This is a genomic window from Streptomyces sp. GbtcB6, from assembly GCF_019091475.1.
GTDB classification, from domain to species: domain Bacteria; phylum Actinomycetota; class Actinomycetes; order Streptomycetales; family Streptomycetaceae; genus Streptomyces; species Streptomyces hyaluromycini.
Genome location: NZ_JAGXJL010000023.1, coordinates 58,078 through 71,073 on the forward strand (window position 1 = coordinate 58,078; position 12,996 = coordinate 71,073).

11 protein-coding genes are annotated in these 12,996 nt (G+C 72.5%); 5 read left to right on the forward strand and 6 right to left on the reverse strand.

All coding sequences use genetic code 11. The features are described from left to right. Window positions 1-72: 72 nt before the first annotated feature. Entirely contained in the window at window positions 73-1,023 is a 951-nt protein-coding gene (locus tag KVT45_RS32710; protein ID WP_217552765.1) for a LysR family transcriptional regulator, read from the reverse strand. 102 nt (window positions 1,024-1,125) lie between these two features. Here KVT45_RS32710 and KVT45_RS32715 point away from each other — a divergent pair, with 102 nt between their 5' ends. Then, on the forward strand, window positions 1,126-2,373 hold the full coding sequence (locus KVT45_RS32715) for an MFS transporter (RefSeq protein ID WP_254647680.1): 1,248 nt from the start codon (window positions 1,126-1,128) through the stop codon (window positions 2,371-2,373). On the opposite strand, the gene KVT45_RS32720 is transcribed toward KVT45_RS32715, so the two are convergent. Then, window positions 2,309-2,764, reverse strand: a complete 456-nt coding sequence (locus KVT45_RS32720; RefSeq protein ID WP_217552767.1) for a universal stress protein — start codon at window positions 2,762-2,764, stop codon at window positions 2,309-2,311. The genes KVT45_RS32715 and KVT45_RS32720 overlap by 65 nt on opposite strands. A 268-nt stretch (window positions 2,765-3,032) precedes the next feature. On the opposite strand from KVT45_RS32720, the gene lysX reads away from it, so the two are divergent. After that, window positions 3,033-6,305: a bifunctional lysylphosphatidylglycerol synthetase/lysine--tRNA ligase LysX gene (gene lysX / locus KVT45_RS32725; RefSeq protein ID WP_217552768.1), complete on the forward strand. Its 3,273-nt coding sequence runs from the start codon at window positions 3,033-3,035 to the stop codon at window positions 6,303-6,305. 116 nt (window positions 6,306-6,421) lie between these two features. Beyond that, window positions 6,422-7,255, forward strand: a complete 834-nt coding sequence (locus KVT45_RS32730; RefSeq protein WP_217552769.1) for a polysaccharide deacetylase family protein — start codon at window positions 6,422-6,424, stop codon at window positions 7,253-7,255. Window positions 7,256-7,283: 28 nt separating this feature from the next. Here KVT45_RS32730 and KVT45_RS32735 read toward each other — a convergent pair whose 3' ends face one another. After that, entirely contained in the window at window positions 7,284-7,958 is a 675-nt protein-coding gene (locus tag KVT45_RS32735; RefSeq protein ID WP_217552770.1) for a class F sortase, read from the reverse strand. A 335-nt stretch (window positions 7,959-8,293) separates the two neighbouring features. On the opposite strand from KVT45_RS32735, the gene KVT45_RS32740 reads away from it, so the two are divergent. Beyond that, window positions 8,294-9,181, forward strand: a complete 888-nt coding sequence (locus KVT45_RS32740) for a hypothetical protein (protein ID WP_217552771.1) — start codon at window positions 8,294-8,296, stop codon at window positions 9,179-9,181. A gap of 65 nt (window positions 9,182-9,246) precedes the next feature. Here the strand turns inward: KVT45_RS32740 and KVT45_RS32745 are convergent, their stop codons facing one another. From KVT45_RS32745 to KVT45_RS57790, 3 genes are all read right to left on the reverse strand, one after another. Next, window positions 9,247-9,978: an MSCRAMM family adhesin SdrC gene (locus KVT45_RS32745; protein ID WP_217552872.1), complete on the reverse strand. Its 732-nt coding sequence runs from the start codon at window positions 9,976-9,978 to the stop codon at window positions 9,247-9,249. Between the two features lie 196 nt (window positions 9,979-10,174). Continuing rightward, the gene (locus KVT45_RS32750) at window positions 10,175-10,939 is read right to left on the reverse strand and encodes a DUF4239 domain-containing protein (RefSeq protein WP_254647681.1); all 765 of its coding nucleotides are present in this window, start codon (window positions 10,937-10,939) and stop codon (window positions 10,175-10,177) included. 31 nt (window positions 10,940-10,970) lie between these two features. Continuing rightward, on the reverse strand, window positions 10,971-11,099 hold the full coding sequence (locus KVT45_RS57790; protein WP_256216080.1) for a hypothetical protein: 129 nt from the start codon (window positions 11,097-11,099) through the stop codon (window positions 10,971-10,973). A gap of 739 nt (window positions 11,100-11,838) precedes the next feature. On the opposite strand from KVT45_RS57790, the gene KVT45_RS32760 reads away from it, so the two are divergent. Beyond that, on the forward strand, window positions 11,839-12,804 hold the full coding sequence (locus tag KVT45_RS32760; protein ID WP_217552773.1) for an SCO0930 family lipoprotein: 966 nt from the start codon (window positions 11,839-11,841) through the stop codon (window positions 12,802-12,804). Window positions 12,805-12,996 lie beyond the last annotated feature (192 nt).

Here is a 12,996-nt window from a genome sequence, read left to right on the forward strand (position 1 = left end):
GAGCCTGGCCATGTGCCTCACCTCTTCGCTGATCGCGAACGGCTGACGGCCGATCATGATGGCTCAGGGGCGTCAAGGACGGAAGACGCCACGCACGGTCTCGGCCCAGCCCGGCATCCAGGTACGGGCGGCGGTGCGCGGCGGGCGGGCGTCGGCGAGATGGGTGCGCAGGGCGGTGAGCGCCGGGTGCGGATTGGCGGCGGCCCACAGCAAAGAGTGCGGGTAGACGGGGGTCGGGTCGACCAGCGGGATCCGGCGCAGACCGTGGCCCTCCGGCCAGACCAGCCGGGTCTGCTCGCTGACCAGGGTCGCCAGGGTGTCGGAGCCCGCGAGCGCGTCCTGCAACGCCCCGGAGAAGTTGGGGCCGGAGGAGTCGATGGCGAGCCCGAACTCGGCGGCGAGCGAGGCGTAGTACGCGGCCCACTCGGTGCCGTCCACGATTCCGGGGATCCAGATCCGGTGCCCGGCCAGCTCCCCGGGCGTGACCGAGGCCCGGCCGGCCAGGACGTGCCCCGGGCCGGTGAGCAGCTGGACCGGCTCGTCGTACACCCGGGCGGCCTCGACGCCCCTGGGCAGCGGCCGGCCCGGCATGGCGACGGCCCGGAAGGACGCGTCGACCGCACCGGAGCGCAGCGCGGTCAGCGCCGAGTCCACGTCGAAGAGCGTGACGACGTCCAGCGGGAGGTCCGGATGCGCCTCGTGGAAGCCGCGCAGCAGCGCCGCCGGGGCGAGCCGGGCGCCGACCACGTCGACCCGCAGGGGGCGCCGGCCCCGCCGTACGGAGGCGGCCGCCCGTTCCTCGGCCAGCAGCAGCTCGCGGGCGTACGGCAGGAAGGCCTGGCCGTCGGCGGTCGGCTCGGCACCTCGGGCGGTCCGGGTGAACAGCCGCACCCCCAGTTCCTTCTCCAGTGCGGCGATCCGCTTGGACACGGCCTGCTGGGTGACCGCCAGCACGGCCGCGGCCTCCTGGAACTGCCCGCAGTCGGCCACGGTGACGAAGGTGCGCACGGCGGTGAGGTCCACGTCCACACCGTACAACCGGCGGTTGTGGCAGCGGGCCCGGGGGTTGTTTGATTCGGCGGCCACCTGCACGTTTTCATGTCCCGGGTCAACGGGAGGTTGTGCATGGGGCGGCGGTTCGGGTGGCTGTGGGCCGCGTACTCGGTGAGTGCGCTCGGCACCTATCTCGCCTTCGACGCGTTCTCGGTGATCGCCGTCATCGCGCTGCACGCGGGGTCCGCCGAGGTGGCGCTGCTCGCCGCGACCGGGCCCGCCGTGGGTGCGGTGGCGGCGGTGCCGCTCGGGCCGTGGGTGGAGTTCCGGCACAAGCGGCCGGTGATGATGGCGATGGACCTGGTCAGGTTCGCCGCGCTGCTCACGGTCCCGGCCGCCTACGTGCTCGGCGCCCTGGGCGTCGGCCAGCTGCTGCTGGTCTCGGTGGTCGTCGCGGCCGCCGACATCACCTTCGGCGCGGCCTCCGGCGCCTTCCTGAAGTCCCTCGTCCCGGCCGACCGGCTGCTCACCGCGAACGCCCGCTTCGAGTCCACCAACTGGACCGCGCTGGTCCTCGGCCCGCCCCTCGGCGGCGCCGCGATCGGCCTGTTCGGCCCGGTGACGACCGTCGCGGCGAACGCGGTCAGCTTCCTGCTGTCGGCCCTGGGCATCCGGGCCGTCGGCGGCGGCGAACCCCGCCCCGCACCCAGGGCGGCGCACCGCCTGCGCGCCGGCGACCTGCTCGACGGCTGGCGGTACATCCTCGCCAGCCCGGCCCTGCGGCCCCTCTTCTTCAACAGCCTCGCGGGCAACGCCCTGATCATGGTCGCCGCACCCCCGCTGGCCGTCCTCATGCTCGGCCCGCTCGGCTTCGCCCCCTGGCAGTACGGCCTCGCCTTCGCCGTGCCCTGCCTGGGCGGCCTCCTCGGCGCCCGGCTGGCCCGGCCGCTGGTCGCCCGGTACGGGCAGTGGCGGGTGCTGCGCGCCGCGAGCGCCCTGCGTGCCGTCTGGCCCCTCGGGCTGGCCTTCGTCGGGCCCGGGCTGCCCGGACTGCTGCTGGTGATGGTCCTGGAGCTCGGCGTGATCACCTGCTCGGCCGTCTACAGCCCGGTGTACGCCACCCGCCGCCTGGAGCACACCCCGGACGACCGGGTCGCCCGCACCCTGTCCGCCTGGTCCATCACCGGCAAGGCCACGACGGCCGCCATGACCGCCCTGTGGGGCCTGCTGGCGAGCCTCACCGGCCCGCGCACCGCGATCGCCCTCGCCGGGATCCTGCTCCTGGCGACCCCGCTGCTGCTCCTGCGGGAAACCGCTACGGAACGACCGTCACCGGCCACCGTCCCGCCTTCACCAGACGGATCGCGACCGAGCCGATGAACCGGTGGCCGGCCTGCTCGGAGGCGCCCACCACGACCGCGTCGGCCTTCAGCTCGTCGGCCGCCTTCACCAGTCCGTTGTAGGCGTCGCCGCGGAAGGTGTGGAACTCCCAGCGCACCTCGAATATCCCCTTGAGCCGCTCGGCCGCGTCCCGGATCTGCGCGACCAGGTCCTCCGCGATCTCGTCGGTGGTCTCCGCCACCGGTGCCCCGAGCGCCGCCCCGGCTGCCAGGACCGGCTGGACGTACACGACGGCCAGCAGCGCGTGCTGCCGCCGGGCCAGACCGCCCGCGTAGGACGCCGCGCGCCACGAGGAGTCCGAGCCGTCCACACCGACCACGATGACCTTGGGGCCGTCCGTGCCCCGCTCGAACTGGTGTTGTTCCGCCACGATCCGAGGCTATCGGAATTCGCAGGTCCGGTGGGTGTCAGGGGCCCCGCCGGTCCCGGCCGCGCGCCGTAGGGTGCGGGTCGGTGGGGGCTGGTCGCGCAGTTCCCCGCGCCCCTAAGGGGCGCCAGGTGTACGCCCCTGAAAGGGGCGCGGGGAACTGCGCGAGCAACCACCCACAGCCCGCACCCGTACGCCGGGCGAGCTGGGTCCGGCCGGGCCCGGGCCGCTCGACGGGCGGGCCGGGCGGGCCCTTCCTACAGTCGGAAACATGAGTGCCGCCGTGGAGCCCGCCACGGGCAGGGAGCGGGCGGGCCCGATACGCCCGCCCGGCGACGGGCGGCTGACCTGGGTGCCGGAGGCCTTCGGGACCTTCTTCGGCACCCTCGCCCTGCTGTGCGCCCTGCTCTCCTTCGTCGCCCCGCTGCGCGTGCTCCTCCACCCGGTCGTGCACTTCATCGACGCCGTCGTGGTGCCCGTCAGCCCCAACCTGGCCTACGCGGTCTTCCTGTTCCTGCTCGCCGGCGCCACCGCCGCCCGCAAGAAGGTCGCCTGGTGGCTGGTGGTGCTCTACCTCGGCCTGCTGGTGCTGGCCGACGTCCTGACCGTCGCCTTCGGCTTCGGCTGGTACCCGTTCAGCTCACTGGTGGTCTGCGGACTCGCCCTGGCCCTGCTGATCGTGGCCCGCCGGGAGTTCTACGCCGCCTCCCGAAGGGCCGCCGTCCGCCGGGCCCTCGGCGTCCTGCTGATCGGCCTGCTCGTGGCGATCCTGGCCGGCTGGGGCCTGGTCTCGCTCTTCCCCGGCTCGCTCCCGCACGGCCAGCACCTGGCCTGGGCGGCCGACCGGGTCTGCGGCGGCCTGGTCTCCGTCCGCAGCTACGGCGGCCGCCCGCCCCGCTTCGTCGCCTTCCTGCTCGGCCTCTTCGGCGCCCTCGCCCTGCTCAACGCCGCCGCCACCCTGTTCCGGTCACAGCGCCTGGAAGCCGCCCTGCACGGCGACGAGGAGACCCGCATCCGCGCCCTCCTCAAGGCCTACGGCGACCGGGACTCCCTCGGCTACTTCGCCACCCGCCGCGACAAGGCCGTCGTCTTCTCGCCCAGCGGCAAGGCCGCCGTCACCTACCGGGTCGAGGCCGGCGTCTGCCTGGCCAGCGGCGACCCCGTCGGCGATCCCGAGGCCTGGCCGCACGCCATCGCCGCCTGGCTGGACGTGGCCCGCCGGCACGCCTGGGCGCCCGCCGTGATGGGCGCCTCCGAGGACGGCGCCAGAGCCTACGTCCGCGCCGGGCTCGGCGCCCTCCAGCTCGGCGACGAGGCGATCCTGCACGTCGCCGGCTTCGACCTGGGCGGCCGCGAGATGCGGGTCACCCGGCAGGCCGTCAACCGCGTCCGGCGCACCGGCGCCAGCTGCCGCATCCACCGCCACGCCACCCTCACCGAGACGGAGATGGAGGAGGTCGTCGACAGGGCCGACGCCTGGCGCGACACCGAGACCGAACGCGGCTTCTCCATGGCCCTGGACCGGCTCGGCGACCCCGCCGACGGCGACTGCCTGCTCGTCGAGGCCATGGCCGAGGACGGCAGACTGCTCGCCCTGCTCTCCTTCGTGCCCTGGGGCGCCGACGGTGTCTCCCTCGACCTGATGCGCCGGGACCGCACCGCCCCCAACGGGGTCATGGAGTTCATGGTCGCCGACCTGTGCGCGGCCGCCCCCAAACTGGGCGTGCGCCGCATCTCGCTGAACTTCGCCGTCTTCCGCTCGGTCTTCGAGGAGGGCGCCCGCATCGGCGCCGGACCGGTGCTGCGGCTGTGGCGCGGGCTGCTGCTGTTCTTCTCCCGCTGGTGGCAGCTGGAGGCCCTGTACCGCTCCAACGCCAAGTACCGCCCCGAGTGGTACCCGCGCTTCCTCTGCTACGGCGACGCAGGCTCCCTCGCCAGGATCGGCCTCGCCTCCGGAATCGCCGAGGGCTTCGTCTCCGTACCGTCCCTGCGCACACTCTGGGGAAAGGGGCACCCGCGGACCGGACCACGGCCCGTCGAGGCGCCGCCGTCCGCGCCGCTGCCCGGTGTCGACGGAGGGGACGAGACCGGGCCCGGCGCACCGGACGCCGGCCTGCCGGACCAGTTCCGGGTCCGGCGCCGCAAGCTGGACCGGCTGCGGGCGGCGGGCGTCGACCCCTACCCGGTGGCCGCCGGTGCACCGCCCGGCGCCCTCGCCGACGTGCGCGACGGCGAGACGGCCACCGTCGCCGGGCGGATCATGCTGGTCCGCGACTTCGGCGGCATCGTCTTCGTGACGCTGCGCGACTGGTCCGGCGACCGCCAACTCGCCCTCACCCGCGACGGCTCGGGACCCGCCCTCGACCGGTTCACCGCCGACACCGACATCGGCGACCAGATCACCGCCACCGGCCGGGCGGGCGTCAGCGGCACGGGCGAACCGACCCTCTTCGTCACCGACTGGCAGCTCACCGCCAAGTGCCTGCGCCCGCTGCCCGACAAGTACCGCGGCCTCGTCGACCCCGAGGCCAGGGTCCGCCGCCGCTACCTCGACCTCGCCACCAGCACCGCCGCCCGCGCCGTGGTCCGCACCCGCTCCACCGCCGTACAGGCGCTGCGCCAGGGCCTCCTGGACCGTGGCTACCTGGAGGTCGAGACCCCGATGCTCCAGCAGATCCACGGCGGCGCCAACGCCCGCCCCTTCACCACCCACATCAACGCCTACGACCTCGATCTCTACCTGCGCATCGCCCCCGAGCTCTACCTGAAGCGGCTCTGCGTCGGCGGTCTGGAGAAGGTCTTCGAACTCGGCCGGACCTTCCGCAACGAGGGCGTCTCGCACAAGCACAACCCCGAGTTCACGATGCTGGAGGCCTACCAGACGTACGCCGACTACGACGTGATGCTCGACCTCGCCCGCGAACTGATCCAGGGCGCCGCCACCGCCGCCCTCGGCGCGCCGGTGGCCCGCAGGGACGGCCGGGAGTACGACATCTCCGGCACCTGGCCGGTCAAGACCGTCCACGGGGCGATCTCCGAGGTGCTGGGGGAGGAGATCGGCCCCGGCACCGAACTGCTGCGGCTGCACCGGCACTGCGACCGCGTCGGGGTGCCGTACACCGCCGACGACGGGCCCGGCGACGTGGTGTTGGAGATGTACGAGCGCCTTGTGGAGGAGCGCACCCAGCGGCCCACCTTCTACAAGGACTTCCCGACCGACGTCTCCCCGCTCACCCGGCAGCACCGCTCCGACCCGCGGCTCGCCGAACGCTGGGACCTGGTCGCCTTCGGCACCGAACTCGGCACCGCCTACTCCGAACTGACCGACCCCCTCGAACAGCGCCGCCGGCTCACCGCCCAGTCGCTGCTCGCCGCCGGCGGCGACCCCGAGGCGATGGAACTGGACGAGGACTTCCTCGACGCCCTCGAATACGCGATGCCGCCCACCGGCGGTCTCGGTATCGGCGTCGACCGGCTGGTCATGTTCCTCACCGGCCTGACCATCCGCGAGACGCTCCCCTTCCCGCTGGTCCGCCACCATTGATGTTTTTTGATCTTTTCTTACCGAAACCTCTCGCTGCTGGTCCGTGCGGGTGCTTTCCCGCCGCCGCACCGGTGTCGAAGTGGTGCGCCGGAGCCCCGCCGGGCGACTGATGACTCATGGAGAAGGATCAGTTGTTCACCCGACGCCGGCTGCTGCTCGCCGGCGGCGCCGCTCTGGGAGCCGCGGGTACCGCGGGAGTCGTGCTGGCGAGCAGCGCCGAGGAAGGGGCCGGCGGAGTCGCCCCGGCCGCGGGGGCGCAGGCCCGCCCGGCGCTCAAGTCCTCCGCCTTCCGGCTCCAGCCGCTCACCGGATACGGCCCGCCGCCCACCGGGCCGGGCAAGCTCAAGGTCCGCAAGGAGCCCATCACGGAGATCTCCGGCAGCGGCAGACGCATGATGCTCACCTTCGACGACGGCCCCAACCCGAACTACACCCCGCACATCCTGGACACTCTCGCCAAGTACGACGTACGGGCGATGTTCTTCCTGTGCGGGGAGTGCATCGTCGTGAACCGGGAACTGGTCGCGCGGATGGCCGAGGAGGGTCATGTGGTGGGCAACCACACCTGGACGCATCCGCTGCTGACCACCCTCGACCGCAGTGAGATCCGCGACGAGATGACGAGCACCAGCGACGTCATCGAGGACACCTACGGCGAACGCCCGCAGTGGTTCCGCGCGCCCTACGGCGCCTGGAACCGCGCGGCCTTCCAGCTCGGCGCCGAGATGGGCATGGAGCCGATGGCCTGGACCGTGGACAGCACCGACTGGACCGTCCCGGGCACCCGCACCATCGTCGACACGATCGAGAACGGCGCCGCCCCCGGTGTCGTGGTCCTCTCCCACGACGCCGGGGGCGACCGCTCGCAGAGCGTCCAGGCCCTGCGCGAGTATCTGCCCTATCTGCTGGACAACGGCTACCACCTGACCGTGCCGCGCCGCCGTATGTGAACGGGCCAGCGCCCGCCCGGTGGTGGCCTCAGCGGGCCTCGACCAGGCGGGCGAAGACCACGACGTTCCCGTCGTAGCCGTTCTGCTTCGAGAAACCGCCGCCGCAGGTGATGACCCGCAACTCCGGTGTGCCCTTGGAACCGTAGACCCGGTCGCCCGGGAAACCGGCCTTCGCGAAGACCTCGATTCCGTAGATCTCGAACACGGCCGTCCTGCCGTCCTGGCGGTCGACCTCGATCCGGTTTCCCTTCTTCAGGGAACCGAGTCCGTAGAAGACCGCCGGGCCCTTCGTGTTGTCGACATGGCCCACGACGACGGATGTGCCGTTCTCCCCGGGCGAGACACCCCCGGTGAACCACCCGGCCAGATTCGGGTCCTCCGGCGGCGGTGCCGCGATCCAGCCGTCCGTGTCCAGACCCACCGGCATCACCGGTGCGTCGACCCGGATCGCCGGGATCCTGATCCGGTCGGCCGTGGCGAACGGCAGCGGGGCGGGCGCCGTGGCGAAGGTGCCCGGGACCGTGGTACGGCTGTCCGGGGCGGCGGCCGAGGCCGGCTGCGGGGGACCGACGTCGAACTCTCCCGAACCGTTCCGAATGAGTGCCAGACCGGTCAGCAGAACGAGCGCTATCACGCCCCAGGGGGCACGCTTCCTCCGCCGCTCCTCCTCTTCGGCCAGCTCGGAAAGTTCGGACGCAGACATTCGCCATCCCCTCTCGACGCGGCCGCCTTCAGGTCCGTATTGCGCATGGGAAAAAGCTAAGTCCCCCACGCGTGTGCGGCGACGGGGCGACGGGCGAACGGGTGGCCCGCGGGTATTCCGGTGAGCCATCCGAGTTGCCGTTCCCAGGATTTTTCTGACGGTCCGTGACCTGCGGCAATATCCGATTGTGCGCTTTTCTCTCGGCGTGTCTCCTCACCAGGACGGACCATTCTCGAAATGCGGGCGTGTTCAGGGCGTCTGAGGGTCTTGTCGGGAGGTGCTTTCTCGCCGATCCACCGGGGACCGTTCCCGGGGCGCCTTCCGCGGAGGAAGAGATGCGAAACTCACGTGCGCTGGCGGCCGCGTGCACAGTGGTCGCCGTTCTCGGGGCCGCCGCCCCCATCGCCGTCGCGGACGGCATGGGCAACGGCGGCGGCCCTGCCAACACCCAGGCCCCGGTCGTCGGTGGGACGGGCGTCGCCCCTGGGACCGGAGTGGGCGGGGTGGGCGGAGTGGGCGGGGTGGGCGTCGCCCCCGGGACCGGAGTGGGCGGGGTCGGAGTCGCCCCCGGGGTGGGTGGGGTCGGAGTCGCTCCCGGCGTCGCGGCGGTCCCCGGAGTAGTGGTCCCCGGACTCGGGGTGGGCGGGTTCGGTGACGGGCGTTTCAACGGCGGCTTCGGCGGACGGGGCAACGAGGGCTTCGGCGGACGGGGCAACGAGGGCTTCGGCGGTCGGGGCGGCGAGGGCTTCGGCGGGCGGGGCGGCGAGGGATTCGACGACTTCGGCGGCCGGGGTGACGGGCGCTTCGACAACTTCGACGGCCGGGGCGACGGCGCGCGCGACATCGTCGCCCAGCCCCGGTCGATCGCCACCGGCCAGCGGCTCACCGTCACCGTCAACAACTGCCGCAACGGCGTCATGACCTCCCGTGCCTTCCGCACGGCACCGCTGTTCCCGTTCGGCGGCGACATGGCGCGCGGTGTCGCCACCATCGAACGGAATGCCAGCCCGGGCCCCTATGACCTGACCGTCCGCTGCGACGGGCGCACGCTGCTCCGGCCGGCCGCGTTCTTCGTGCTCGGCGGGGTGCGCGGCGGACTCGGCGGCAGCATCTCCACCGGGGCCACCCCGACCGACATGGCGATCGGCGGCGGCATGGTGGGTGCTGCCGTGCTCGCCGGCTGCGGGTTCTGGGTGCGCCGCCGGAGCGAGAAGCGGATCTGACCCGGCGGGCCTGTGCCCCGGTCCCTCGGCGGACCGGGGCACAGGCCCGCCCGGCCACATCGTGGTCAGGCGCCGTCCTCGCCGGCGCGCCTGCGCGAGAGCCGGTACGCCGTACCGACCGAGCCCACGACGAGCGCCGCGCCGAGGCCGATCTCCCTGACGTCGAACCCGCCGATGCTGCCGCCCTCACCGGCCTGGACACCCCGCCCGGGCGGAATGGGCTGCGGGTTGAGCGACTCGCCGCTGCCGGAACCATCGTCCGTGCGCCCGTCGGTACCGGCGTCGGTGCGGCTGTCCGTGGGGGTCTCGGTGCGACCGGCGCTGTGCTCGCCCGTGCCGCTGTCGGTGCGCCCGTCGGTACGTCCGCCGTCGTTCCCGCCGCTCTGGTCGTCGGCGTGCCCGTTTCCGTCTGTGTCGCCGTGTCCGGCCGACGCGCCGCTCGCGATGGCCAGTTCCGTCGTCGCGCTGGACCCGTCGCAGTTGAACGTCACCCGGTACGACGCCTGCGACTTCGCGTCCCGGTCGACCGTGGCCGTCACCGAGTCCCGCTCCGACGGGATGCGGACCGTGTCGAACACACCCGAAGTGACCGTCGCGGCGCCCCGGCAGCCGCTGCCGCGGTCCAGGTGCAGACTCACCCGGCCGCCCGCCGTCACGGTGGTGGGCGTCACCCGGAAGCCGAAGGGCGTGCCGTCCCGGCCCCCGTCGCCGCTGTCGCTCGCGAGGATGGCCGGAGCGGAGAGGGCGAGAGCACCGACACCCAGCAGTGCGGCCGAAGCAACGCGTATCGCGTGCATGGTGGTTCCTCCGGTCCCCGAGGAGCAGCATGCGGACCTGTTCCGCCAGTGCCGGGAATGCGCCTCGATGATCGGAACGCTAGAAACATCCGCACACGCGCGCGAACGCAGTAGTGCGAACGGGGGAGATGTCTGGGCCGTCCGGGGGACGCCGGCGGCGTGGCGCCGTGTCCCCCGGGGCACTTCCCGGACCTCGCTACCCCTTGATGTGCGGGAAGAGGTTCAGGAACGGCTGTGCCGTCGCCGTGATGCCGCGGCTGTACGGTTCGTCGAAGTCCCAGATCAGGAACAGCATGAAGGTGATGGTCGCGGAGAACAGACCGGCGAGGATCAGCTCGCGACGGGTGCGCCTGATCTGCAGCGCGAAGACCATGCCGATGGTGATCGCCGCTCCGGCCAGCAGCCCGATCCACACCACGTTCGGCATGGTCGCCCCGGTCGCGTCGGCCCGGGCGCTGCGCGCCTGGTCGAGAGCGGCCACCTGGTCCACCAGCGGCTGGTAGGCCTGCGCCTGGAAGTCGGTCTTCGGCTCGTAGTCGGTGACGTCCTGACGGATCTGCGCGAGCAGATCGGCACTGCGCTGGGAGAGCCGGCCGTGGTCGGCCATCTCCTTCCACTCCCTGTCGACGACCTGGGCGGCATAGGCGTCGACGTCCGCCCGGATCCGGTCACGCGTGTCGGGCGGATACACCCGCACCCGTTCGTAGATCTCGTGCAGCGCCTGCGCCTCCGCCTGTACATGGTCCTGGGCGGCGCTGCGGGCCTCCCACACCCCGGCCACCGCCAGACCGAGGACGATGGCGTAGATGACGCCGATCCACATCGTCATGTACTCGATGACGTCCGGCGTCTCGGAGGGATCCTCGTCCTCCGCCGCCCTCTTGTCGCGAACGAGGGTGATGATCACGACCACGGCGACGGCCGCGAGCATCGCGAGGACGAGAACAAGCCAATCCGGCAACGGAAGCCTCCAGGAATCAGTGGGCCGGCCGTCAGCGCGCGCGGAACGCGGCGACGGCGATGATCGCGGGTACGGCGATGAGCAGGACGTAGGTGACCGGGGAGGTGCGGTTCGGGGCCGCCGCGCCGGTCGACTGGACGTGGTACGGCGGGTAGGTCACCGGGGTCGGCGAGGGCCGCGGGGTGGGCTTCGGCGACGGGGTGGGGGTCGGCGTCGGCTTGGGCCGGGGCCGGGGAGCCGGTGGCGGGGTGGGCGTGGGTGTGGGTTTCGCGGCCGGCGCCGGCCGGGGTGGCGGCGGTGGTGCCGGGCGCGGGGGCGGCGGGGTGGGGCGCCGCGGCTTCGGCGTCGGGGTGGGTTTGGGGGTGGGCTTCGGTGTCGGTGTCGGTGTCGGGGTTGGAGTGGGCGTGGGCGTGGGGCAGGGCGGCGGGGTGGGCGCCGGACACGGCGGGGGAGTGGGCCAGGAGCCCCCGGCGACGGCCACCGCGTGAATGCCGTCGGGGCCCGTCGAGGCGGAGGCGCAGGCGTCGGCCGACGCCGTACCGACCGGACAGCCCACCAGGGTCCACGTCAGCGTCAGCAGGGCCAACACCCTTGGGACGGGCGCGAGTCTGGTCGCTTCGGGTGCATGCACGACGGAGATCATGGGGTGTCGGGCGCCGTCGCACGCCGGAGTACCGGGTGATTGGCCCGAACGGGGGACATGTGGCGTAAACCGGTTTGAATCATGCCGTCCCGTAGATGGCTCGAAGCGTACGCCCGTGCGGGATGCGGTCCGTGGCCACAGTGTGCCGAAAGAAATTTGTGCGCCCGTTGAACACTTCGGCCCCCGGCATCCGTACCTGGTGTCGTGCGGCGGCGCAGAGGCGCTGCAATAACCAGGCGATTAATGGGAGTTGACGATGAAGACCTCGTGGAGGAGCGCCTCGCTGGTGGCCACGGCCGCGGGGGTGATGGTGTTCGCGACGGCGTGCGGTCAGGACAACACGACCACTCCGTCCTCGGCGGCCCAGAACGTCGGTGCCACGGCCCCGGCCGGCATCGGCAGCATCACCAACCCCTCTGCCTCCACCGGCGCGGGCAACGGCTACGGCGCCGACGGCAGCCAGGCCTCCAGCTCCCCGGCCGCGGTCGCGCCCGCCGGCAAGCTGACCGTGGCCAGCAACCCCGACCTGGGCAAGGTGCTGACCGACGGCAGCGGCCTCACCCTCTACCGTTTCGATGCCGACACCGCCAATCCCCCCAAGTCGAACTGCGACGGCGACTGCGCCACCACCTGGCCGCCGGTCCCCGCCAACGACGCCACGGCCGGTGCGGGCATCGACAAGTCGCTGCTCGGCGAGGTCACCCGCACGGACGGCACCAAGCAGCTGACCGTCGCCGGCTGGCCGGTGTACCGCTACGCCAAGGACGTCAACGCCGGTGACGTCAACGGCCAGGGCGTGGGCGGCAAGTGGTTCGCGGCGGCTCCCGACGGCAAGAAGGCCACGCTGGCCTCGCTGCCCGGTCTGTCGGTGCGCAAGGACGCCAAGCTCGGCGACATCATCGTCGACAAGAACGGCATGACGGTCTACCGCTTCATCAAGGACAAGGCGTGGCCCAAGGTCGTCTCCAACTGCACCGGTGACTGCCTGGTGAAGTGGCCGGCCGTCGGGGAGGTCGCCTCCAGTGACACCAAGGGCATCGTGAAGAAGGGCCTGATGGGCTTCACCCGGCCCGACAACGGCCAGAAGCAGCAGACGGTCAACTGCTGGCCGATCTACACCTTCTCCGGGGACGCGAAGGCCGGGGACACCAACGGCCAGGGCGTCGGCGGTACTTGGTACGCCGTCTCGCCCGAAGGAAAGCTGGTCGGCGCGCCGAGCTAGTAGGGATCACCTCCCCAGGGCCGCACGCCGACACAACGGCGCACGACCGCCCGCCCCCTCCACACCGCACGGAGGGGGCGGGCTTCTTGGCGTCCCAGAGGGTTCTTTCCGAAGCGTCCCGATGCAACGCGCCCGCACCCGACGGAATGCCCGAACACCCCCAAAGCAACACCCCGAATTCCCAGGCCATGA